The sequence below is a fragment of the Paenibacillus sp. sgz302115 genome, assembly GCF_056120445.1.
This window is the reverse complement of record NZ_JBVYOK010000009.1, coordinates 226,568-249,804: the sequence shown is the minus strand read 5'-3', so window position 1 is coordinate 249,804 and position 23,237 is coordinate 226,568. Positions and strand designations below refer to the sequence as shown.

Below are 23,237 nucleotides of genomic sequence, written 5' to 3'. Positions count from 1 at the left end.
TAATGAGGTTCAAATGACTTTGCCACTTGTTTAGGTTTTTCTTGTTTTTGGCCATCATTTGAAATGTATAAGGAAGAGAGGGAATTGGAATGGCTAAAGTACAAAATGGATTTCCTGAGCATTTTTTGTGGGGTGGCGCAACCGCTGCCAATCAGCTTGAGGGCGCTTATGATCAGGATGGCAAAGGTCTCTCGACCGCAGATATGATCGCGTATGTGCCGAAGGAGAAGCGACAGGGGGATCATGCGATGGAAATCTCCACGGAGCGGATCAACGGGATTCTTGCCGGGGAAGTAAACGACAGATTCCCTAAACGGGAAGGTGTAGATTTCTATCACCGCTACAAGGAGGACATCGCTTTATTCGCCGAAATGGGCTTTAAAGTGTTCCGGATGTCCATCAACTGGTCACGGATCTTTCCGAATGGCGATGATGCGGAGCCGAACGAGCAGGGCCTTGCGTTTTATGATCAGGTCTTTGATGAATTGAATAAATACGGCATTGAGCCTTTGGTGACCTTGTCGCATTATGAAACGCCGCTCGGCCTTACACAGAAATACAACGGCTGGGCCAGCCGCGAAGTAATCCAGCACTACGTGAAGTATGCCGAAACCGTATTCAACCGCTATAAAAACAAAGTGAAATATTGGCTGACCTTCAACGAAATCAACGTCATGGTGTTCAGCCCCTATACCGGAGGCGGGATTCTTTCAGACCGTTTGGAAAATAAGCTGCAGACGGTGTACCAGGCACTGCACCATCAGTTCGTGGCCAGTGCGCTGGTGACGAAGCTTGGTCATGAGATTATCCCCGGCTCCCAAATCGGCTGTATGCTGGCCCGGATGGAATCTTATCCTCATACCTGCAATCCGGCAGATGTGCGCAAGAGCCAGCAGGAGAACCAGATGAATCTGTTCTTCACCGATGTGCATGCCCGCGGGAAATACCCGCGTTACATGGAGCGTTATTTTGCTGACAATAATATTGTTATCGCACGCGAGCCTGGAGATGACGAGATTCTTGCCGCCCATACGGTTGATTTTATCTCGTTCAGCTATTATATGACGCTTACCGTATCTGCTGGTCCAGAAGGAGAAGCTACGGCGGGGAATTTGCTTGGCGGGATCAAGAATCCGTATTTGCAGGCGTCCGATTGGGGCTGGCAGATTGATCCGGTTGGCCTGCGCATTACCTTGAACACGTTATATGACCGTTATCAAAAGCCTTTGTTCATCGTAGAGAACGGTCTTGGAGCCTATGACAAGGTGGAGGCCGACGGCTCCATACATGATCAGTACCGGATTGATTATTTGAGACAGCATATTCAGGAGATGAAAGAGGCCATTAAGGATGGCGTTGAGCTGATGGGGTATACCAGTTGGGGGCCGATTGACTTGGTAAGTATGTCCACTTCGGAGATGTCCAAACGCTACGGATTCATTTATGTGGATTTGGATGATGAGGGAGTAGGCACACTGAACCGCAGCAAAAAGGACTCTTTTGAATGGTACAAGAAGGTCATTGCGTCGAACGGTGAAGTACTGTAAATAACCTATACCAAGAAGGGTGGAAAAGAATATGCAAACACCATTTCCCGAAGGATTTTTATGGGGAGGAGCGGTTGCCGCCAATCAATGCGAAGGTGCTTATAACAGCTACGGCAAAGGACTGTCCACACAGGATGTAATGCCTCAGGGGATTGCCGGGCCGCTTACGGAGGAACCGACGGAGAACAATCTGAAGCTGATCGGGATTGATTTTTACCACCGCTATAAAGAAGATGTGAAGCTGTTTGCCGAAATGGGCTTCAAGGTATTCCGCACGTCCATTGCCTGGTCCCGCATTTATCCAAACGGCGACGATCTGACTCCGAATGAGCAAGGCCTGCAGTTCTACGATGATTTGTTCGATGAGTGCCTGAAATACGGGATTGAGCCGCTGGTGACGCTGTCCCACTATGAAACGCCGCTGCATCTCGCCAAGGAATATGACGGCTGGGTGAACCGCAAGCTGATCGGGTTCTACGAGCGTTACGTGACTACTGTGTTCAACCGGTATAAGGACAAGGTGAAGTACTGGCTGACCTTCAATGAAATCAATTCGATTCTGGAAGCACCGTTTATGAGCGGAGGCATCTATACGCCAAAAGAAAAGCTGTCCAAGCAGGATCTGTACCAGGCTGTCCATCATGAGCTGGTGGCAAGTGCGACTGCAGTTAAGCTGGGCCATGAAATCATGCCGGGAGCCCAAATTGGCTGCATGGTGCTCAGTATGCCGACCTATCCGCTGACGCCGAACCCGGACGATGTGATTGCATGTATGTTGTCAGAGCATAAAAATGATTTCTTTGCCGATGTTCATGCCCGCGGCGAGTATCCGAATTATATGAAGCGCTACTTCAGAGATCACGGCATTGAGATTCATTTTGAGCCTGGAGACGCGGAATTGCTCAAGCATACGGTTGATTTTATCTCCTTCAGCTATTATGTGAGCATCTGTGAGACGGGAGATCCCGAGAAGCGAATCGCCGGAAAAGGGAATTTGCTCGGTGGTGTGCCCAATCCGCATCTGGAAGCCAGTGAATGGGGCTGGCAGATTGACCCGCAGGGGCTGCGCTATGTGCTCAACCGCTTCTATGACCGCTACCAGAAGCCGCTGTTTATCGTGGAGAATGGTCTTGGAGCAGTGGATCAGCTGACAGATGACGGTAACGGCGGCAAAACGGTGCAGGACGACTACAGAATTAAATATCTTAACGATCATTTGGTGCAGGTGGGAGAAGCCCTCCTGGACGGTGTTGAAGTGATGGGCTACACCACTTGGGGTTGTATCGACATTGTCAGCGCGTCTACTGCCGAAATGAAGAAACGCTACGGCTTCATCTATGTGGACCGCAACAATGATGGCACAGGCACGCTTGCGAGATATAAGAAAAAATCTTTTGACTGGTACAAGGAGGTTATTAGCACAAATGGGGCAACATTAGAATAGACGCAAAATTTTTCTATATAAGCTGAACTAAAGAACTACAAAAAGGCAGAAGTAGCGGAGGGGAAGTTTGGAACTGGAGGAGCGATAGCGACCGCCTTTATGTTTGGATTTCTACCGCGAAAAGCGGTTCAAAATCAGGAAATCCAAACATAACAGCGGCCGGAAGTCCAAACATTCCCCGCAGCTACGAATAATGCCGACTGGTAATTCAGCTCCTATAAAAAACCGTTTTCATAAAAACGTTGTCAACCTCATGTTGATGTGCTAAGATGCTGGTACAGGTAAAATAACTGGATTGTTACTGTTAGTTCAGGCAAAACCAGAAACTGGCGTTCTTATAATGCCCGTTTTGGTTTTGCCTTTTTTACTACTCTGACGGTGTAAGGTGATGGAATGAAAATTGCGAAGGTGCTCAACAATAATGTCGTCACCGTAATGGACGCCAGCCAGAAGGAACAGGTCGTTATGGGACGCGGGATTGCCTTCAAGAAACAGGCCGGCGATGAGATTGATGAAGACAAGGTTGAGAAGGTATTCTCACTGGAAAATAAAGAAGTATCACAAAAGCTGATGGCGCTCCTCTCGGACATCCCGATGGAATATGTGGAATGCTCCGATGAAGTGATCCGCTATGCCGAGACGGTGCTGGGAGAGAAGCTGCACGACAGTATCTATATCTCGCTGACGGACCATATCCATTTTGCCATCGACCGCCACCGTCAGGGGCTTCAAATCAAAAATGCGCTTTTGTGGGAAATCAAGCGGATGTACCGCAAGGAGTTCTCGATCGGTTTAAAAGCGCTGCAAATCATCGAGGAGAGACTTGGCGTTCTGCTGCCGGAGGACGAGTGCGCTTTCATCACGATGCATTTGGTCAATGCCCAGATGAACGGTGAAATGCGGGAAACGGTGAGCATAACCAATATTGTGAAGGACATATTAAACATTGTAAGACGGAGCTTTCTTATCGAGCTGGACGAGGAGTCTCTTGGATATTTCCGCTTTCTTACGCATCTGAAGTTTTTCGCGCAGCGGGTCGTTCAAGGAACGCCTATTGAAGACAGGGACAAGGATCATGCGCTGCATGAGCTGGTCAGCAAGCAGTACCCGGAGGCTTACGCCTGTGCCATCAAGATAGCGGACTACACACGCAAGATTTACAAGCGGGTCTTGTCCAGGGAAGAAATATTGTATATGACCATCCATATTGAACGGATAATCAGAAACGATGATGCAACTGAATAACGGTGAACGGGATTGTTACTCTAAGCAGGCAAAACCTAAACACGAACGGTGATGAAGGCAATAGGCATCACTGCTCGGTGTTTAGGTTTTTATTTTTGTCAAAAAACACTCAGAAACGAAGGTGCACACCATAATGGATAAAAAAGCGTTGTCTAAAGAAATACTGAGGCTGGTAGGCGGGGAAGAGAATATTGATCAGGTTACTCACTGCATGACACGCCTGCGTTTTAATCTGAATGATAATCAGCGGGCAGACAAGGCGGCTCTGCAAAAAACGGACGGCGTCATGGGAGTCATGATTAACGGGGGGCAATTCCAGGTCATCATCGGCAATGATGTGCCTGTGGTATACAATGAGCTGGTTGGCAATATGAAGGTTTCTCCTGATCAGAAGGCGTCCTCCGGGGCAGTGGAGAAGAAGCAGGGGAACCCGCTCAGCAAGCTGTTTGATTTCATCTCCGGGATCTTCACACCGATTCTGCCGGCGATCACCGGCGCGGGGATGATTAAAGGGATTGTGGCGCTTCTCGTTGCTATGGGCTGGATGGGAACAGGGAATTCAACCTATGTGATTCTCTCTGCCATCGGCGACGGAGCTTTCTATTTCCTGCCTATCGTCCTGGCGGTCAGCGCCGCCCGCAAGCTGGGAAGCAATATGTATATCGCGGCAGCCATCGGGGCTGCGATCCTTCATCCAACGATTACGACCCTGCTGGGGTCCGGGGAAAAGGTTACCTTTGCCTCGCTGCCGGTTGTTGCCGCAACGTACTCTTCTTCCGTTATTCCGATTGTAATTGCCGTGTGGCTGGCTTCCTATGTGGAAAAAGCGGTAGATAAAGTAACTCACGCTTCGCTGAAGCTGATCATTGTTCCAACAGTAACGCTGCTTGTAATTGTGCCGCTCACCCTGATTGCTGTCGGCCCGCTAGGCGTTATTATCGGGAACGGTCTTACCGGCGGAATAAGCTGGCTGTTCGAAAATACAGGTCTCTTCGCAGGTCTCCTGCTCGGCGGAACCATGTCGCTGCTTATCATTACAGGGATGCACTATGCATTGATTCCGATTATGATCGCTTCGATTGCGCAGCTTGGCTATGATTACATGATTCCGATCATGATGGTGGCTAACTTTGCGCAGGCAGGCAGCGCCTTGGGTGTCTCCCTGAGAACAAAAAATTCCAAGCTAAAGTCTCTTTCGATGTCCACAAGTATTACCGCTTTTATGGGGATTACTGAGCCGGCTATGTATGGCGTGAACATGCGTCTGAAGAAGCCGTTCATCGCCGCACTAATCGGGGGAGCGGTTGGTGGAGCCTTCCTCAGTCTCTTTAAAGTAAAAGCGTATGTGATCGGTGGTCTTGCCGGTCTCTCCGGTATTCCGATGGTTCTGGGTGCGACCTTTGTCTATTCGGTTATCGGTTTTGTGATTGGTGCCGCTGTCGCAGCCATTGTCACTTATATTCTGGGCTTTGAAGATGAAGCTGAGGTAAAAGCAGAGGCAGCATCGGGTTCCGCTGCTGCGGCAAGCGTGTCTGCGGCTGCAGCATCTGCTGGAGCACCCGAACTGGTGATGGTTAGTGAGGAAATTTTCAGTCCAATTGCCGGTGAAGTCAAACCGCTGAGTGAAGTGAATGATCCGGCTTTCTCTGAAGAAATTATGGGTAAGGGGTTCGCCATTCAGCCATCTGCAGGCCGTGTGGTGTCGCCGGTTAACGGGACGGTGTTCTCCTTGTCCAAGAGCGGCCATGCCATTGGCCTCGTTAGTGACAACGGAGCCGAAATGCTGATTCACATCGGGATAGATACCGTGAAACTCAAGGGGCTGCATTTCTCGCCGAAGGTTACCGCCGGCACCAAAGTGGCAATTGGCGACCTGCTAATGGAATTCGATCTCGCTGAGATTGAAAAAGCCGGCTTCAGCACCATCACGCCGGTGATCATTACGAACATTCAGCAGTATGACTCGATTGAGTCCGCAGGCCGCTCTTCGGTGAAGGAGAAGGAATTGCTGTATACGGTGCGGGCGTAAACGTTGCTTGAATGGAAATGCTAACCCTTCGCTTTGCGGCCAGGTAATTGTATTTGGTACAGTTAAAAGAGGGGGAAAGCAGAATTTTTAGAAGGTAATTGTATTTGGTACACTTAAAAACCGTGGATAGCCGCCTTTTCCAGTAATACTGTCTTTTTAAGTGTAGAGACTGCAACTAAAGTTTATATAGCGCCAAAATATTAGTTTTTAGTTGCATGGAATACAGTTATGGCTTGGAGAGGGCTCAGAGGCTCTGAGCTAAAAGAAAGATGGTGAGTTTGAAGGAATAAAGATGGTGACTCCGGAGGAATAAGGGTACTGAGTTTGAAAGAATAAAGTTACTGAGTTTGAAGGAAATTTGAATGTACACATGAGCGGTCCCGAAGCAGAGTTTCTGCGGATGGGACCGCTCTTTGTGTGTTTGCAAGGGCAAGCGCTCCTACTGGGCGTGCGGCCGTGCGGAGCGGCGGACCTACTGCTTGCCTGCGCTGATCTCCGCGATTGCGGCATATTCGATCAGCGCTGCGGTTCCGGCGGCCGTGAGCGTGTAGCGGCCGCGCCCCACCCGGAAGAACCACCCATAGTAGTTCTTCTGCAGGAACGCGGCGGCGCCGGGCACGCCGCTTCTCTTGCGCAGCTCGGCGGGAGTCACGCCGGGCCGCGCCTCCGCCCGGCTGCGCGCAGCCGCCGGGCCCAAGGCAGACGCAGCAGCGCTGGCCGCTGCTGTGTCTGCCCCTGGCGCGCCGCGAAGCTGAGCGCGCCCCCCGGCGAGGCCGGCCGCGTGAGCGGCTTCGGCCTCGGCTGCCTGCAGCGCGAGTGCCACGCGCAGCGCCTTCTCGCGGTAGGCCGTCACGAGCTTGACGCGCGTGCTGCCGCCGGTGTTGTAGTCCCCGCTGCGCTCGCGGAACTCATAGAGCAGGCGCTCGCGCCGCCGGGCGCCGCTGCGGACCTGAGGCGGCGCGTCGCCCGGCTCCGCGAGCACCTCGACGAGCGGGGCCTTGGTCTTGTAGAAGACCACGGTGATCAGCCCGAGGCCGAGCCGGCGGCACAGCCCGGTAAGCTCGCCCCAGCGCTGGTTCACCGCGCCTTTTTTGTCCCGCACCCGTTCTACCGCAAGGTAGACGCTCGGACTGAGCTTCAGTCGTTCAACCCCCTGCAGCAGCAGGGCGAGGTTGAACGATTTTTTCATCTCCACAATCAGCGGCAGCTCCTCATCCGCCCGTATGCCCACCATATCGCAAGTCCGCACCTCGCCTTTGATCTCATAGCCTTGTCTTTCAAAAAAAATTTTCAAAGGAGCATACAGCTCCGTTTCATGCTTGACAGCCATAGGGGTCACTCCTGCGTCAGAATTAACGATTCTCTATTATAGCACAGCAAAAAAGAGGTCAACTATTCCGGGCTTTCCGCATAGTTATGTAATACACTTTTAAAGCTGGTGGAGCAAGTAGGAGCGCAAGAGGAGGCAGCGAGCAATGGATATATTTGAACGTATAGCTTCGTATCGGGCTGAGAACGACCGTTTGGCGTGGAGCGGCACCTTCAAGGACTATATAGAACTGTTGAAAAAAGACCCCTCTCCCGCCAAAACAGCTCATTCCCGCGTATACGACATGATCAAGTCACACGGCGTTGAGGAGATCAACGGACGCAAGAGGTATAAGTTTTTTGAGCAGGAGATTTTTGGACTCGACCGTGCGGTCGAGAAGCTGGTGGAGGAGTATTTTCATTCCGCCGCCCGGCGGCTTGATGTGCGAAAACGGATATTGCTGCTGATGGGGCCGGTCAGCGGGGGGAAGTCAACGCTGGTCACACTGCTGAAGCGCGGCCTTGAGCTGTATTCGCGCACCGATGCGGGTGCGGTATATGCGATTGAAGGCTGCCCGATGCATGAAGACCCGCTGCATTTGATCCCGCTGGAGCTGCGTCCCGAGATTGAGCGGGAGCTTGGGGTACGCATCGAGGGTAACCTGTGCCCCTCCTGCCAGATGCGGCTCAAAAATGAATACCGCGGCGACATTGAGCAGGTAAAGGTAGTCCGCGTGCTGCTGTCGGAGGAAGAGCGCGTCGGTATCGGGACCTTCAGTCCTTCCGATCCGAAGTCGCAGGATATCGCCGACCTGACAGGCAGCATCGACTTTTCCACTATTACCGAATTCGGATCAGAATCCGACCCGCGCGCCTACCGGTTCGACGGGGAGCTGAACAAGGCCAACCGCGGGCTGATGGAGTTCCAGGAAATGCTCAAGTGCGATGAGAAGTTTCTCTGGAACCTGCTGTCGCTGACCCAGGAGGGCAACTTCAAGGCGGGCCGGTTCGCGCTGATTTCGGCGGATGAGATGATTATTGCCCACACGAATGAAACGGAGTATAAATCCTTTATCTCCAATAAAAAGAACGAAGCGCTTCAGTCGCGTATGATCGTCATGCCGGTTCCGTACAATCTCAGAGTGTCGGAGGAGGAGAAAATCTACGCCAAGCTGATCTCCCAAAGCGACATGAAGCATGTGCATATTGCCCCGCATGCGCTGCGGGCAGCGGCGATTTTCTCGATCCTGACCCGCCTTAAGGAGAGCAAGAAGCAGGGCATGGACCTGATCAAAAAGCTGCGCATGTACGATGGTGAAGAGGTGGAGGGCTACAAGGAAGCCGATCTCAAGGAGATGCAGACCGAGTATCTGGACGAAGGAATGTCCGGCATCGACCCGCGTTATGTCATCAACCGGATTTCCAGTGCGCTGATCAAGGGCGATCTGCAGTGCATGAATGCGCTGGATGTGTTGCGGGCGATCAAGGACGGTCTGGACCAGCATCCTTCGATTACGAAGGAAGAGCGGGAGCGTTATCTGAACTTTATTTCCATTGCCCGCAAGGAATACGATATTCTGGCCAAGAGCGAAGTGCAGAAGGCATTTGTATATTCTTTTGAGGAATCGGCCAAAACACTGTTCGAGAACTATCTCGACAACATCGAGGCGTTCTGCAACTGGACCAAAATCCGTGATCCGCTCACGGACGAGGAGATGGAGCCGGATGAACGTTTGATGCGCTCCATTGAAGAGCAGATCGGCATTTCCGAGAATGCCAAGAAGGCGTTCCGCGAAGAGATTCTGATCCGTATTTCCGCCTATTCCCGCAAAGGCAAAAAGTTCGAGTACAACAACCATGACCGGCTCCGCGAAGCGATTGAGAAGAAGCTGTTCGCCGACCTGAAGGATATCGTCAAAATCACCACCTCCTCCAAAACGCCGGATGAAAGCCAGCTTAAGCGTATTAACGAGGTGTCCAGACGTCTGATCGACGATCACGGCTACTGCCCGATCTGCGCCAATGAGCTGCTCAAATATGTCGGAAGTCTGCTGAACCGGTAGGTGTCAGAGACTCTGCCGGCCACGGCTTGCCGGTTGCCCTAATAATCTAAGCAGCAAGCCGAAGCACAATGAAGAAGCGTGTCCCCGGAATGAGGGGACACGCTTTTTGTGGCTTATTCTACGGACATGCAGTGCCATTTTAGTGCTGCTGCTTGGCGTACCATTCCGAGAATTGCTTCTGGTATTCGGCAATATACTTGTCAATTCCCGCAGCCTTCAGTCTTTCTAGTGCTTTGGGGTAGGCGGTGTCATAATCAATGAAGCCGCTGCCGATAGGCGCGAGGTATTCAGTGAATACGCCGTTCAGTTTAGTTTCTTCATTCTTGACCGGCGTATTGTCAAAGTTGAAGCCTGCGCCTTTGGAGATGATTGCACCGTCATCCCAGGCTTTGTATTTGGCAATGAAATCATCCGGCACCGTATTGTCGAAGCGCATGAAGTTCTTGTTCATCAGCAGCCAGTCGGGAATCAGTGAATCTGTGCTAATCTTCGTCAAGCGGCCGTTGGCATCCAGGGTATAGTCGGTTCCCTTAATGCCGTAGGCGAACAGGTCATACAGCTCCTGGTTTTTCTGCAGCAGGTTGAAGAACATCACGTAACGTTCCGGGTCCTTGGCAGCGGAAGAGACGAAGAAGGCAGTGCTGTAGGTGCCGCGGCTGATCTTCGGACGGCCGGTTCCCAGGAAGTAGTTCACCAGCTTGGCATCCGGCACCGCTTGTGAGATGGTGGCAGCCCCTTCAAAAGGACGGGCGGCTGTTCCGGCCCAGTACATCGCTTTGCCGGAATTCCAGTCGGATTGCAGCTGCGGGAAGTTGGTGGCGGCATATTTCGGAATGATGCCTTTGTCATACCAGCCCTGCATCAGCTTCGCATAACGTTTGAACTCTTCGGACTCGAACCAGCTAATAATCTGATCACCTTCCGCCGACTCGTCCAGTGCAATAAAATCATTTTGCCAGTACAGGTTCTTGTCGGTGTAGTCATATTGCAGCATTCTGCGCGCATCGGTATTGGCATACCCGATCAGGTCCGGATGAAGGGCATGGACCTTGTCATAGAACTGCTCCAGCTCCGCAAGCGAGGAGACCTGCTTCATCCCGGCTTCCTCCAGCAGGTCCTGTCTGACCAGCACGGAGTAGAATTCTGCAGAGTTCGGTTTGTTGCCGACCGGAATCGCATATTGCTTTCCGTCCAGCTGGAAGGCTTTGAAGGAGGCCACGTCAACATTCTTGCTCAAGTCGGCTGCGGCGCCCACATAAGGAGTAAGATCGGCATACAGTCCTTTGGCTACGGATTTTACCATATAATTACTGTCCGTGTAGGTGGCAAAGTCCTCTCCCGTGGACAGCATCAGGTCGGTCTTGCCGCCTGCGTACTCGGTCCAGGGCAGGAACTGGAATTCAACCTCGGCATTGATTTCACGCTTGACTACATCATAGAATTCCGTCTTGGCCAGCTCCTTCATCCGGTTCGACTCATCGCCATACAGCACAATTTTGAGCTTGGCGGGGGCCAGAGCGCTGCTGCCTGCTGCTGAAGGTGCGGTTTCATTTTCGCTTCCCGGACTGTGGGTAGCGCTTTCATTGTTGCCCTGGGAACAGGCGCTTAGCAAGAATACGGCCGACAGGAGCACACTTACCCAACCTTTTTTCTTTTTCATGATTAACCCTCCTGAAATAGAATCATTATGCTTGAAGCTTCTATTGCAACGGCGCTGCTCCCTTGCCTCCATTGTACAATAAGTTGAAGCAGGGGAGCATCAGCCGGGTGCAACCATTATTATGGAAGATCCTGGCGGCGAATCAGCCTTTGACAGAACCTACTACAATACCTTTGACAAAAAAACGCTGGAGAAAAGGATACAAGATGGCGATGGGAAGGACGGTCAGGCAGGTCATCGCCATTTTGGCTGTTTCCAAAGGCGGAGCGATGATGGCGCCTCCAACCTGTGCCGCATTGCCGGAGGCGAGGAACTGGATGTTCGCCATCATGTTGTACATTAGATATTGGATCGTGTAGAGATCCTGATTGGATACCAGCATCAGCGGGAGATAGAAATCGTTCCAGAACTGCAGCGCATAGAACAAGGATATGGTTACCAGTCCAACCCGGCCCAGCGGGATCATAATGCTGAAGAAGATCCGCAGGTGGCCGGCACCGTCAATCTCCGCCGACTCCACGATTTCATGCGGAATGCTGCGGAAGTAGTTCGCCATCAGGAACATCAGGAACACGCTTAGCAGATACGGCACGAACAGGCCGATCAGCTTGTCGCCCAGATGGTAGTACTTCGTGCTCAGCAAATACCACGGCAAGGTGCCACCGCTGAAAAGCATGGTGAAGTACGCGAAGAAGGCGAAGACATTTCTGAACCGGAAGCTTTTGACAGATACCACATAGGCATAGGCGGTTGTTACCAGCACAGCCGAAACGGTGCCCAGCACAGTAACGATCACGGACATGGAATAAGCCTTGAGAATCTGCTGCGCCTTGGAGCCGAACAGAAAATCATAGGTCGCAAAGGTGAAGCCGCGGGGCCAGAAGGAATATCCCTCCGCAGCGATCCTTGCTTCGGTGGACAGGGAGCCGGAAACGGCCAGAACAAACGGCACAAGACAAATGACCGAGAATACGGCAATACAGAAATAAGAGAAGATGAGCAGCCCTTTGCTGTCGGTAGTTGGCATCTTGCGGCCTCCTAAAATAGTTTGCTGTCTTTGTCGTACCAGCCGGCCAGCTTGTTGGCCGCCAGCACCAGAACAAAACCAAAGACAGATTGATAAAGAGTAATGGCTGACGCGAAGCCGAACTCGCCGGAACGAATGGCTGTGCGGTACACATACACGTCGATAATGTCGGTGGTGGGCAGCAGCAGCGGATTCAGGAAGGTTACCCCCATAATCATGCTGAGATCGCCCTTCAGCATGCCTCCAATGCCCAGCAGGGTCATCAGAATAATAGAAGGAATGAGCATTGGCAGGGTAATTCTGGTCATAATCTGCCATCTGGAGGCTCCGTCGATCCGTGCCGCTTCATAATAGGAGGTGTCGATTCCCTGCAGAACCGCATAGTAGATAATCGCTCCGTAGCCCGCGCTTTTCCAGATGTTAGCCAGCACCAGAATAATGACGAACAGCCAGGGACTCGAATACCAGTCAACCTGTGTCAGCCCAAGCGAATGGAGAAGCTGGTTCAGAATTCCCTTGTCATAATCCAGCAGGGAGAAGAGCACCGCTCCGATAATAATCCACGATATAAAATACGGGAAAAACATGACGCTTTGGGTTACCTTGATGAACCATTTGCTGCGCAGCTCGTTCAATATAATGGCGATAGCCACGGAGAAGAACGTGCCGGTCAGCATATAGAGCGCGTTCAACATTACCGTATTGCGCGTAGCCCTGAGGGCATCCTCCATGCTGGAGAAGAAGAACTCGAAGTTGGAGAAGCCCGCCCAGGGGCTGCCGAAGATGCCGTCATTGAAATTGTAATTTTTGAAGACGAGAATCAGGCCGCTCATCGGCAGGTACGCAAACAGAATTAATACGACGATGCCCGGCAAGGCAAGCAGATACAGCGAGCTGTCCTTCCGCAGGGATTTGCGGATGCTCCGGGATTTGGCCGTCCTGGCCTTCATGACCTGCCCCGGTTCCGGTATAGCCTCTTGCATCATTACCAGTCCACTCCTTTTGTTAACGTTATCATTTTTGTCCTGTGTTCCCCGAGAACACTTTACATGCCACAGCATAAGGAAATATGAATGTAAACGCTACCAAAATAAACGGGAAAAAGTTAAAAAAAGCAGAATGTAAGGGCTTAAAAAAACGAAAAAAGCAGTATTTTTTTGTTTTTTTGCCCGATTCGCAGCCTGAATCCCATCACAGCCCATAAGCAAAAAGGAGAAGCCCCCGGCGCTCTATGGCAACCGGGGGCTTCTCCTTCGGATCATTTAGATTGCAGAATATGATTCATCCTCCACTTGGAGGGTGTTACTCCGTAGCGTTTTTTGAACTGGGTAGTGAAATAGGTGCTGCTGTTGTACCCCACCTGCCCGGCAATTTCCCGGATATCCATGTTAATATCTGTGACCAGCAGAGACTGTGCCTGCTCCAGCCTCAGCAGGTTTACGAAATCGGGAAAGCTGGTGCCCGCTTCCTCAGCGATCAGCCTGCTGAGATATGCGGGACTCAGGGAGAGCTTCTCGGCCAGAGCGTTCAAGGACAGTCCCGGATCATTATAATGATCCTTGATATGGCTGATGGCTTCGGCGGCAATGCTCCGGGTCTGGACAGCACGCATGCCGGCAATCCGTTCGGTGGCTGAGCAGCAGCATTCCTCAATCCAGCCCTTAAGCTTCTCATAGCTCTGGATCTGCCGGATGTGCCGGTAATAGTCAAGAAAGCCTGAATGCCGGGCATCGGCACTCAAATCGGCTGTACGGCTAAGCTCAAAGGCAAGCCTCGACAGGGCGATGGCGGCGGGCTCCGCACGATAGCTGCAGGCCACAGCCAGCAGGCGTTCCACAGCCTGCGGGATATGGGCGGCCAGCTCCGGCTGCCTGACGGTCTGCAGCACCGGTTCGAGCGCACTGTCAGGCATCGGGCTGTTGTTCAGATGGATGGTATCATCCGCAAAGATAATATTCTGCTGCTCATGAAATTTAATATAATGAAGGCAATCTGCAGCCTCGTCATATTTCGTTTTCAGCAGTGCGGCTTCCTCCGACAGCCCGCTGATTCCGAAAGCGCAGGAGAGACCGGCTTGCGGGAGCAGTGCGGCAATCTCCTCCCATTTGCTCCGGTAGAAGGCATAATCCCCGAAGCTGCCGCTATGAAGCTCGCTGAGAATCAGCACGGCAGCTCCCGGATGCGGCCGGAAGGCTTGAACCGCCGCGAGTCCGGCAAATGCAGCCTGAATCCTCGCGACGGCCTTCTCCGCCTTTTCACTGGAGTCAGTGCACACTTCATGCGTAGTAACCGACAGTACGCATACGCAATATGCCCCTCCGGGCGAGCCGAGGCTCATTTTAGGCGTATCGGTATTATCGGAGGCTTCACGGGGGGCCAGCAGCCAGCGCATCAGGGCGCTGTCGTCGCTCTCTTTTTTGAGCTGCTCCAGCTTCGCCCCGATCATCTCCAGCTCCAGGCTCACAGTGTCGAAATCACCGCCGGTCTTCAGCGCCTCCTTATTGCCGGATAGATGGACGATATTACCGAACAGCCGTCCGATCGGCTTGTAAATCCGCCGGGAGATGAGGTTGGCGCTTACTGCTGCGGCCATGATTAGAATCAGGCACAGCGTGATGATCACATTGCGGGCATGCGAAATGTCGCGGACACTGTCCTTGTAAGAGGTCTCCGATAGAAACCACAGCTTGTCGTTTGCGGAATAGATGAAGGTAATCAGCTGCGGCTCCCCGCTGCCACTGTAGACAAAGGAGCCTTTCGGAGAGCGGGAAGAGACGACCTGCTTCAGCATATCCGTCTCCAGGGTGCTGCCGGAGAGTGCGCTGTGCATAAGCACCTGAGCATTCCCGTTGATCACGGCATAACGCGTGGCTTCGCCTTCTTGTTGCGTAAAGAGATTGTTCTGCAGCTTGCCCAGATTGATGGTCAGCGCTACTGCGCCGTAATATTCGCTGTCCGCAAACGCCCGGTCATTATAGAAGACAGTCATCAGCGTCTGGGGGGTTCCGTTATTCAGGGTTGCCTGCCACAGAAACGGGGATTCAACAATCCGGCTGTTCCTGACCCTCTGAAACAGCTCCTGCTTGGAATTAGGACTAAGCGGCATATTCTCGAACATGGCAACGGGCTCGTCCACACCGAAGATGTAGGCATTCTCCAGATACTGATTAACTACCAGCGCGCCGCGGATTTGGCTAAGGGCACTGTAGAGCTGGTCGCTCCAGCTTGTGTCTCCATTGATCATGAGCGAGTTGATATTCGGATTCGCATAGAAGTCCATTGAATAATTCTGGACAATCTCCTTGTAGTTTGTGAAAACGGTTTCGGTATTCAGCAGCACATTTTGGTTGGCCTTGTTGACATTTTCTATGGAGATATTCCGGTACAAATAAAAGATTACGACGGCCAGCACAAGAATGCAGCCCACAGAAATCAGGGTCAGGCTCATAAAAAAGCGGGTGTATAGCTTCTTTCTCTTTCCCAAGATGATCACCCCTTTAAATACATCGTACTACACCTATTTTAGAGGGACAAGTGACTTCTTGACAAGCGGTGAAATGGCGGGAACTGAACAAGAAAGTATAAAAATCGGGAAATAGAGCATGAAAAACGCAAGAAAGTTACACTTATACGAACTATAATTGGTTGTGCTTACATTATGCTCGTTAGAAGGAGGATTACTGCAGTGCGAACATTCCGCAACCCGGTATTGCCGGGATTTTACCCTGACCCTTCGGCTATCCGTGTCGGAGAAGACTATTACCTTGTGACTTCCAGCTTCGAGTTTTTTCCCGGTGTGCCGGTCTTTCACAGCAAGGACATGGTGAACTGGCGCCAGCTCGGACATGTGCTGGACCGCCCCTCCCAGCTTAATCTGGATCATACCTTGCCGTCTATGGGCATCTGGGCACCGACGATTCGTTATCATGATGGCATCTTTTATATGATTACGACTTATGTGGACAATGACAAGAACCAGCATAATTTCTATGTAACCGCGACAGACCCGGCCGGAGACTGGTCCGATCCCGTATGGCTGGATGATGCTCCCGGCATTGATCCCTCCCTGTTTTTCGACGAAGACGGCAAAGTGTACTACACGGGCAACCGCGTTCCGCCCGCAGGACAGGATTATCCGAAGCATATGGATATCTGGCTGCAGGAGATTGACCTGGCGCAAGGGAAGCTGGTCGGTCCGAAGATCAGCATGTGGCAAGGAGCGCTCAAGGTGGCTCATGCGCAGGAGGGGCCGCATCTCTATAAAATCGGCGACTGGTACTATGTCCTGATTGCCGAAGGCGGGACCGGACATACCCATGCAATCACGATTGCCAGAAGCCGGAGCGTGACCGGCCCGTATGAAGGCCACAAAGCCAATCCGATTCTGACCCACCGCCATCTGGGCAGAGCCCATCCTATTGTCAATGTCGGCCACGGGGAGCTGATTGAGACACAGCACGGGGAATGGTGGATGTTCTGTCTGGCTTCCCGGACCTGTGGCGGCTATTACCGTAACCTCGGACGCGAAACATTCCTGACTCCTGTGGCCTGGGAGAATGAGTGGCCGGTAGTGAATCCCGGCAAGGGCGTGCTGGAATTCGAGTCCGCCGCTCCGGACCTGCCGGAAACGGTGTGGCCGCAGTTCCCCGCGCGCGATGATTTCACGGATGCTGAACTGGCACCGGTCTGGAATTTCCTGCGGACGCCGCGCAGTGATTTCTGGAGTCTGTCGGAGCATCCGGGATTTCTGCGGCTGCGGCTGAAGCAGGAGCGCCTCTCAGAGATAAGCAATCCGTCCTATGTGGGCAGACGGCAGCAGCATCTGAGCTTCAGGGCGGCGGCAGATATGACGTTCACACCCGCTGCCGAAGGCGAAGCTGCCGGAATCGTGCTGCTTCAGAATGCAGACTGGCACTTCCGGTACGAGCTGGGGCTTACGGCCGGGGAGCCGGAACTGCAATTGATTGAACGCCGGGGCGGCAGCGAGCAGCTGCTTGCTTCCATGCACTATTCAGGAGATAAGGTGCAGCTGAAGGTGGAAGCCAAGGGGCAGGATTACAGCTTCTACTATAGAGCCTCAGAGAGTGACAGGTGGAATGTCATCTACAGACAAGCTGATGGAAGAGTGCTTAGCACCGATTTGGCCGGAGGCTTCACAGGGGCCTACCTTGGCATGTATGCAAGCTCCCAAGGTGCGGAAAGTGCGAATTACGCCGACTTTGACTGGTTCAGCTATGAAGAGCTTGAATAGAGGGAGGGAACATTCCATGAGCGGCAATCTGAAAATAGCAGCTTATCCCCTGCCTGAGCTTCCACAGATTCCGGTACGGAGCTTTACCATTACGGATTATGGAGCGGACGGCGGCGGACTTGCGCTGTCCACCTCCGCCATTCAGGCTGCACTCGATGCCTGTGCGGCTGCCGGAGGCGGCAAGGTGGTGATTCCTCCGGGCATTTGGCGCACAGGCCCGCTTACCCTTCACAGCCGGATTAATCTGCATGCCGAGAAGGGAGCGCTTGTGCTGTTTGACCCCGATCCTCATCTGTACCCGCTGCTTCACTCCCACTACGAAGGAACGGCCGGCTGGAGGTGCCAGGCCCCGCTGGATGGAGAAGGCCTAAGCGATGTGGCGGTCACAGGGGAAGGGATATTCGACGGCAGCGGTGAGGGCTGGCGTCCGGTCAAACGCTTCAAAATGACAGAGCTGCAGTGGCAGCGGCTGACCAGCTCCGGGGGTGCGCTTGATTCCAGCAGCGAAGTCTGGTGGCCGTCCCGTGAAGCGCTGGAGGGTGAGGCGCTCTTACAGACACTTCAGCGAAAAGGGGAAACCGGCAGGGACGCTTATCTGCCGGCCCGCCCGTTTCTTCGTCCGGCGCTGCTCAGCTTCCGGAATTGCCGGAGAGTGCTGCTGGAGGGGCCTACCTTCCAGAATTCCCCTGCCTGGTGTCTTCACCCGATGGGCTGCGAGCACATTACCGTACGGAATATTCATGTGCGCAATCCGTGGTATTCGCAGAACGGGGACGGCCTTGATCTGGAGTCCTGCACCCATGCCCTTGTTGAGCACTGCAGCTTCGATGTGGGCGATGATGCCATTTGCCTGAAATCGGGAAAGGATGAGGAGGGGCGCAGACGGGGAATGCCCTGCCGGTATGTTACCATCCGCCACTGTACTGTATATCACGGACACGGCGGCGTAGTAATCGGCAGCGAGATGTCCGGCGGCGTACATGCGGTCAGGGTCAGCGACTGCCTGTTCATCGGCACGGATATCGGCCTGCGGTTCAAAAGCAACCGTGGCAGAGGCGGGGTCGTGGAGGACATCGAGATGGATAATATCCGCATGCATGGCATTCTCCACGAGGCAGTCTCCTTCCATTTGTTCTATGCCGGAGTGGAGGGGTCGGAAGGGTATGATGAACAGGAGTTTGCGGTTACGGAGGCAACTCCGCAGTTCCGCAATATTACATTAAGGAACATTGTCTGCTATGAGGCGGCAACCGCGCTGCTCGTCAACGGATTGCCGGAGCTGCCGCTTGAGGGCCTGACCGTAGAGAATTTCCATGCAGTCAGCGAACAGGGGATTATCCTGCGTCATGCCTCAGGCCTTACGCTGGACCGGGTTACACTTCAGACTGCCGAGTTGCCCAAGCTCCAGATGCATAAGTGCAGCAAGGTATCCATTCTCCGTTCGGAAGACTTGGCCATTACCCCTTGAAGCTGGAGGAAATCTTGGCCCCTGCTTCCTTCCGGTATTGGAGAGGCGTCAGCCCGGTGGATTTTTTGAATGTCTTGTTGAAGTGGGACAGATGCTCGAATCCGACCAGGGAAGCGATTTCCTGAATTTTGACTGAAGTTCCGGCTAAGAGACGTTCGGCTTCCCTGACGCGTACATGAACGATGTATTCCCGGAAATGAAAGCCAGTCAGCCGGTGGAAGACCCGGCTCAGGTAAGAGGGGCTGATAAAGAAGTGCCCCGCTGTCTCTTCCAGAGTCAATGTCTCCCGGTAGTGGTCGCGGATAAAGGTCGCAACATCCGTCACCAGATGGTGGAGCGGATGCTTCGTTCCCCCGGTCTGCGAGGTGCTCTCTGAACGCTGGAGCAGGATCATCAGCTCGGCAAAGAGCGTAACTACGGCCGTCTCGTAATACGGGCGCTGGAGCCGGCATTCTTCCAGCATCCGGTGCAGCAGGCTTTCCGCCTCGTTCTGCTCCCGCAGGGTCAGCCTGAACAGGCGGTACCTGGGGCGATGGAACCATTGGGCTTCGTCCTGGAGCGGAGCAGGCAGCAGGCCCGGATCATAATTAATCAGTATCCGTTCGAATTCGGCGATTTCGGAGCTTGCGGTAGCATGAAGCTCCCGGCCGGGAATGAGGATCAGCTCGCCCTTATGAACCGTAACCACCCGGTCGTCGACGAAGTATACGCGCTCACCTTCTGTAAGATAGTACAGCTCGGTCAGCTCATGGCTGTGGGGCCGGGGCATGGCAGTGACACCCTTGCGTTTCATGTGCTGGATGCTGAACCGTTCTTCTTCTATATAATATTTGGGACTTACGCTGCTCACGCTATTCATGAATCTCCTCATCTCTTCCGAAGCGTTAAGGTTATTATAGAATAAATACTGGCTGATATGAAAGGAGCCCGACATGCTAATTACAGTATCGAAGAACAGCGGAGAAGGATATGCCAGTCTGCAGGAGGCGCTGGATTCCATCCCGTCCGGATTACAATCGGAGGTTACTATCCGCATCAGGCCCGGCATTTATGAGGAAAAAGTAACGGTAGTGAAGGAGGCACCGCCCATTCTGCTGCTGGGGGAGGACCCGCAGTCCACGATGATCACCTGGTCTGACAATGCCCATACCCTTGGCCCGGATGGAGAGCCGCTGGGAACCTTCCGGTCCGGTACGCTGAATGTATTTGCCGAAGGATTCACGGCTGAGAATCTGACCATCCGGAACGCTTCCGGTCCTGGCACCGGGCAAGCGGTGGCAGCCTTCGTCGATGCCGGGCAGGCGGTGTTCCGCCGTGTGCGTCTCCTTGGCGACCAGGATACACTCTACACAGGACAAGGCAGACAATATTATAACGAATGTTATATCGAAGGCGATGTGGATTATATATTCGGTGCCGCTACCGCGTTGTTTGAGCGCTGCCATCTGCACAATAAGCGCTCGAGGGGATACATTACGGCAGCCTCAACACCGGAGGGCACAAAGTACGGATATGTCTTTCTTGACTGCCGGATAACCGGCGGTGAAGGAGTGAGCGAGGTTTATCTCGGACGCCCTTGGCGCCCCTTTGCTCATGTAGCTTTTATCCGTACGGTCATGGACAGTTCAATCATCGGCGAAGGCTGGCACAATTGGGGGCAGCCGGACAGGGAGAAGACCAGCCGCTATGAAGAATTCGGCAGCAGCGGGGCCGGAGCGGGCCCGGCAGACAGAGCAGCATGGTCCCGGCAACTGACTCCGCAGGAAGCTGCGGAGTATAGGGTGTTGTCTGTCCTGGATGGCTGGCATCCTGAAGGCTATTAAACATCTGCACAATGCGGATTGGATAAGGAGGCAGCTTCGGATGGAGCTACTTGAGCATTACATGAAGCAATTGACGGATTCTGTACCGCAAAGCTCAGCTTACCGCGGGGACATTCCTTATGAAGAGTGGCGGGCCGGGCTGGCAGCAGCCTTCGCTGAACGGCTGGGCGGCTTCCCTGAGAGACGGGCGGAGCTGCAGCCTGATCTTCTGGAAGAGACACATTGTCCCGGGTATACCCGGAGGCGTGTAGAGATCACTACCTACGAGGGGCTGCGCATGCCGCTCTATCTCCTGATCCCGGACCGTCCGCTCTCTTCTCCCGCACCTGCGGTTCTTGCTATTCACGGACACGGCTACGGCAGCCGGGAGATTATCGGCCTGGAGCCGGACGGCTCGGACCGGGAAGGCGATCCGGGGCTGCATAAGGATTTTGCCGTGTCCCTGGTGAGACAAGGCTTCATCATCGCCGCGCCTGAACTGCTCGGCTTCGGGGACAGACGTCTGCAGGAGGACCTCGCCAGCGGCGAGCCCGGGCGCAATTCCTGCTTCCGCCTGTCCTCGGCGCTGCTGCTGGCCGGCCGGACGATGGCCGGCTACCGCATCTACGAAACCATGCGGGCGCTGGATTATTTACAGAGTCTAGTTGAGGTTAGCGCAGAACGGGTAGGCATTATGGGGATTTCCGGCGGAGGACTGGTGGCCGGCTTCACGGCTGCACTTGACAAGCGGATTGCCTGCGCTGTGGTCAGCGGGTATGCCAATACATTTGCAGACAGTATTCTGACCAGAAACCACTGTCTGGACAACTATATTCCCGGCATTCTGCTGGAGGCGGAAATGCCGGATCTGCTGGGGCTGATTGCACCGCGCGGCTTGTTCCTGGAATCGGGAGACACGGATCAACTGTTCGGACCGGCCGGGGCAAGGCAAGCCTTAGCCCGGTTGCAGCAAATTTATGAAGCTGCGGGCCAAGGGGGCCGGATTGAGGCGGATTTTTTTGCAGGAGGGCATGAGATCCATGGTGAACCGGCGTTTGCCTGGCTGCGGCAGCAGCTTGCCGGTATGTAAGATCAAACTTGGCTTGCCAGACAAGCGACAGGAGGAATAGCGATGAGTATAACCCAAGCAACTGATGTACGGTGGTCCCGCAAAATCGCAGATACGATTCTCGGCGCGCGTAATGCGAAGGGTGAGCACGAATATGTACTGGAGCGATGGGCATATGTCCCTGGCATGCTGCTGATGGCAGTGGCCCGGGCCGGAGTTCAGCTCGGAGAACCGGAGTATCTCTCATTTATGCAGCGGCATATGGACACCTTCATCGGAGAGGACGGCTCCATCCGTACCTATTCGCTGGAGGAATACAACCTGGACCAGATCAACCAGGGAAAAAATCTGTTCTGGCTGTACCAGAATACCGGAGAGGCCCGCTACGCCGAAGCGGCCCATCTGCTGGCAGATCAGCTCATTGGCCATCCCCGCACCTCGGAAGGCGGGTTCTGGCACAAGAAGATCTATCCCTTCCAGATGTGGCTGGACGGATTGTATATGGCGTCGCCGTTTCTTGCTGAATATGGAAAAGTATTTCAACGCCCGGAGCTGATCAACGAAGCAGCCCATCAACTGCTGCTGATTGAGCGCAGAACCCGCGATCCGCGCACCGGCCTGCTCTATCACGGCTGGGATGAATCCCGGGAGCAGGAATGGGCCGACTCGTCCACCGGCTTGTCCTCCCATTTCTGGAGCCGGGCGATGGGCTGGTATGCGATGGCTGCAGTGGACTGTCTGGAGCATTTTCCTGTTACACATCCGCAGCGTGGAACCATCATCGGGATTTTCCAGCGCATGTGCGGAGCGCTTGTGGATGTTCAAGACAAGGAGACCGGCCTTTGGTATCAGGTGCTGGATCAAGCGGGGCGCAAAGGCAACTATCTCGAAGCCACCGGCTCCTGCATGTTTGTATATGCGATGGCCAAAGGGCTGCGGCTGCGGTATCTGGAGCCTTCTTTCAAAGATGCGATGCTGAAAGGCTATGAAGGGATACAGGCGCATTTGACCAGTGAGGATGAACAGGGGGTTCATTTGCATCAGATTTGCCACGGGGCAGGTCTAAGCAAGGACCGCAACGGCTCCTACGACTATTACATTTCCGAGGCTGTAGTGTCTGATGCTCCGATGGGGGTGGCTCCTTTCTTACTGGCGTCGCTTGAAGTGGAGCGGTATCGCGATGAGGTCTGAACAGCCTGCATGAAGACCGGGCCGAATGCCTATGAGTAACCTATAGTGAGCAGTACAGAAGCGTACCTCCTGCAACATGAGATACGCTTCTTTTTTTGCGGAAGAGCTTGTCCTCCGGTGTGAAACACCTTGT

The 23,237-nt window shown here is 53.5% G+C and carries 16 protein-coding genes; 10 read left to right on the top strand and 6 right to left on the bottom strand.

The window, feature by feature from the left end; all coding sequences use genetic code 11:
• Nucleotides 1-89 precede the first annotated feature (89 nt).
• The 4 genes from AC0LWN_RS18605 to AC0LWN_RS18590 all read left to right on the top strand — a co-directional run bounded on the left by AC0LWN_RS18605 (nucleotide 90) and on the right by AC0LWN_RS18590 (nucleotide 6,265).
• Nucleotides 90-1,547 carry a glycoside hydrolase family 1 protein gene (locus tag AC0LWN_RS18605; RefSeq protein WP_474667879.1) on the top strand — a complete coding sequence of 486 codons (1,458 nt, stop codon included), beginning with the start codon at nucleotides 90-92 and terminating at the stop codon, nucleotides 1,545-1,547.
• A 31-nt stretch (nucleotides 1,548-1,578) separates the two neighbouring features.
• On the top strand, nucleotides 1,579-2,991 hold the full coding sequence (locus AC0LWN_RS18600; protein ID WP_474667877.1) for a glycoside hydrolase family 1 protein: 1,413 nt from the start codon (nucleotides 1,579-1,581) through the stop codon (nucleotides 2,989-2,991).
• A 393-nt stretch (nucleotides 2,992-3,384) separates the two neighbouring features.
• Nucleotides 3,385-4,236, top strand: a complete 852-nt coding sequence (gene licT, locus AC0LWN_RS18595) for a BglG family transcription antiterminator LicT (protein ID WP_474667875.1) — start codon at nucleotides 3,385-3,387, stop codon at nucleotides 4,234-4,236.
• A gap of 133 nt (nucleotides 4,237-4,369) precedes the next feature.
• A complete protein-coding gene (locus AC0LWN_RS18590) occupies nucleotides 4,370-6,265 on the top strand; it encodes a beta-glucoside-specific PTS transporter subunit IIABC (protein ID WP_474667873.1) in 1,896 nt (631 codons plus the stop codon).
• 472 nt (nucleotides 6,266-6,737) lie between these two features.
• On the opposite strand, the gene AC0LWN_RS18585 is transcribed toward AC0LWN_RS18590, so the two are convergent.
• Nucleotides 6,738-7,595 (bottom strand): DUF2161 family putative PD-(D/E)XK-type phosphodiesterase, encoded by an 858-nt coding sequence (locus AC0LWN_RS18585; RefSeq protein WP_474667871.1) that lies wholly within the window; start codon nucleotides 7,593-7,595, stop codon nucleotides 6,738-6,740.
• A 145-nt stretch (nucleotides 7,596-7,740) separates the two neighbouring features.
• Here AC0LWN_RS18585 and AC0LWN_RS18580 point away from each other — a divergent pair, with 145 nt between their 5' ends.
• Nucleotides 7,741-9,636: a PrkA family serine protein kinase gene (locus AC0LWN_RS18580; RefSeq protein WP_474667869.1), complete on the top strand. Its 1,896-nt coding sequence runs from the start codon at nucleotides 7,741-7,743 to the stop codon at nucleotides 9,634-9,636.
• Between the two features lie 139 nt (nucleotides 9,637-9,775).
• Here the strand turns inward: AC0LWN_RS18580 and AC0LWN_RS18575 are convergent, their stop codons facing one another.
• The 4 genes from AC0LWN_RS18575 to AC0LWN_RS18560 form a co-directional block, all read right to left on the bottom strand.
• The gene (locus AC0LWN_RS18575; protein WP_474667867.1) at nucleotides 9,776-11,296 is read right to left on the bottom strand and encodes an ABC transporter substrate-binding protein; all 1,521 of its coding nucleotides are present in this window, start codon (nucleotides 11,294-11,296) and stop codon (nucleotides 9,776-9,778) included.
• A 142-nt stretch (nucleotides 11,297-11,438) separates the two neighbouring features.
• Nucleotides 11,439-12,323: a carbohydrate ABC transporter permease gene (locus tag AC0LWN_RS18570; protein WP_458967949.1), complete on the bottom strand. Its 885-nt coding sequence runs from the start codon at nucleotides 12,321-12,323 to the stop codon at nucleotides 11,439-11,441.
• An 11-nt stretch (nucleotides 12,324-12,334) separates the two neighbouring features.
• Complete coding sequence (locus AC0LWN_RS18565) at nucleotides 12,335-13,309, bottom strand: ABC transporter permease (RefSeq protein ID WP_474667865.1); 975 nt, start codon at nucleotides 13,307-13,309, stop codon at nucleotides 12,335-12,337.
• Between the two features lie 272 nt (nucleotides 13,310-13,581).
• Nucleotides 13,582-15,807 (bottom strand): AraC family transcriptional regulator, encoded by a 2,226-nt coding sequence (locus AC0LWN_RS18560; protein WP_474667863.1) that lies wholly within the window; start codon nucleotides 15,805-15,807, stop codon nucleotides 13,582-13,584.
• 201 nt (nucleotides 15,808-16,008) lie between these two features.
• On the opposite strand from AC0LWN_RS18560, the gene AC0LWN_RS18555 reads away from it, so the two are divergent.
• Complete coding sequence (locus AC0LWN_RS18555) at nucleotides 16,009-17,574, top strand: glycoside hydrolase family 43 protein (RefSeq protein ID WP_474667861.1); 1,566 nt, start codon at nucleotides 16,009-16,011, stop codon at nucleotides 17,572-17,574.
• A 16-nt stretch (nucleotides 17,575-17,590) separates the two neighbouring features.
• Nucleotides 17,591-19,042: a glycoside hydrolase family 28 protein gene (locus tag AC0LWN_RS18550; protein WP_474667859.1), complete on the top strand. Its 1,452-nt coding sequence runs from the start codon at nucleotides 17,591-17,593 to the stop codon at nucleotides 19,040-19,042.
• Here the strand turns inward: AC0LWN_RS18550 and AC0LWN_RS18545 are convergent.
• Entirely contained in the window at nucleotides 19,032-19,901 is an 870-nt protein-coding gene (locus AC0LWN_RS18545; protein WP_474667857.1) for a helix-turn-helix transcriptional regulator, read from the bottom strand. The two genes, AC0LWN_RS18550 and AC0LWN_RS18545, sit on opposite strands and share 11 nt — an antisense overlap.
• Nucleotides 19,902-19,974: 73 nt before the next feature.
• On the opposite strand from AC0LWN_RS18545, the gene AC0LWN_RS18540 reads away from it, so the two are divergent.
• The 3 genes from AC0LWN_RS18540 to AC0LWN_RS18530 are packed head-to-tail and all read left to right on the top strand — an operon-like array spanning nucleotide 19,975 to nucleotide 23,104.
• Nucleotides 19,975-20,865 (top strand): pectinesterase family protein, encoded by an 891-nt coding sequence (locus AC0LWN_RS18540; protein WP_474667855.1) that lies wholly within the window; start codon nucleotides 19,975-19,977, stop codon nucleotides 20,863-20,865.
• A 40-nt stretch (nucleotides 20,866-20,905) separates the two neighbouring features.
• A complete protein-coding gene (locus AC0LWN_RS18535; protein ID WP_474667853.1) occupies nucleotides 20,906-21,934 on the top strand; it encodes a dienelactone hydrolase family protein in 1,029 nt (342 codons plus the stop codon).
• A gap of 42 nt (nucleotides 21,935-21,976) precedes the next feature.
• A complete protein-coding gene (locus AC0LWN_RS18530; RefSeq protein WP_474667851.1) occupies nucleotides 21,977-23,104 on the top strand; it encodes a glycoside hydrolase family 88/105 protein in 1,128 nt (375 codons plus the stop codon).
• Nucleotides 23,105-23,237: the final 133 nt, after the last annotated feature.

What these genes read in the sequence shown, in the direction of transcription:
- AC0LWN_RS18605 (WP_474667879.1), top strand. Translation starts at nt 90, where the DNA reads ATGGCTAAAGTACAAAATGGATTTCCTGAGCATTTTTTGTGGGGTGGC.
- AC0LWN_RS18600 (WP_474667877.1), top strand. Translation starts at nt 1,579, where the DNA reads ATGCAAACACCATTTCCCGAAGGATTTTTATGGGGAGGAGCGGTTGCC.
- licT (WP_474667875.1), top strand. Translation starts at nt 3,385, where the DNA reads ATGAAAATTGCGAAGGTGCTCAACAATAATGTCGTCACCGTAATGGAC.
- AC0LWN_RS18590 (WP_474667873.1), top strand. Translation starts at nt 4,370, where the DNA reads ATGGATAAAAAAGCGTTGTCTAAAGAAATACTGAGGCTGGTAGGCGGG.
- AC0LWN_RS18585 (WP_474667871.1), bottom strand. Translation starts at nt 7,595, where the DNA reads ATGGCTGTCAAGCATGAAACGGAGCTGTATGCTCCTTTGAAAATTTTT.
- AC0LWN_RS18580 (WP_474667869.1), top strand. Translation starts at nt 7,741, where the DNA reads ATGGATATATTTGAACGTATAGCTTCGTATCGGGCTGAGAACGACCGT.
- AC0LWN_RS18575 (WP_474667867.1), bottom strand. Translation starts at nt 11,296, where the DNA reads ATGAAAAAGAAAAAAGGTTGGGTAAGTGTGCTCCTGTCGGCCGTATTC.
- AC0LWN_RS18570 (WP_458967949.1), bottom strand. Translation starts at nt 12,323, where the DNA reads ATGCCAACTACCGACAGCAAAGGGCTGCTCATCTTCTCTTATTTCTGT.
- AC0LWN_RS18565 (WP_474667865.1), bottom strand. Translation starts at nt 13,309, where the DNA reads ATGATGCAAGAGGCTATACCGGAACCGGGGCAGGTCATGAAGGCCAGG.
- AC0LWN_RS18550 (WP_474667859.1), top strand. Translation starts at nt 17,591, where the DNA reads ATGAGCGGCAATCTGAAAATAGCAGCTTATCCCCTGCCTGAGCTTCCA.
- AC0LWN_RS18545 (WP_474667857.1), bottom strand. Translation starts at nt 19,901, where the DNA reads ATGAATAGCGTGAGCAGCGTAAGTCCCAAATATTATATAGAAGAAGAA.
- AC0LWN_RS18540 (WP_474667855.1), top strand. Translation starts at nt 19,975, where the DNA reads ATGCTAATTACAGTATCGAAGAACAGCGGAGAAGGATATGCCAGTCTG.
- AC0LWN_RS18535 (WP_474667853.1), top strand. Translation starts at nt 20,906, where the DNA reads ATGGAGCTACTTGAGCATTACATGAAGCAATTGACGGATTCTGTACCG.
- AC0LWN_RS18530 (WP_474667851.1), top strand. Translation starts at nt 21,977, where the DNA reads ATGAGTATAACCCAAGCAACTGATGTACGGTGGTCCCGCAAAATCGCA.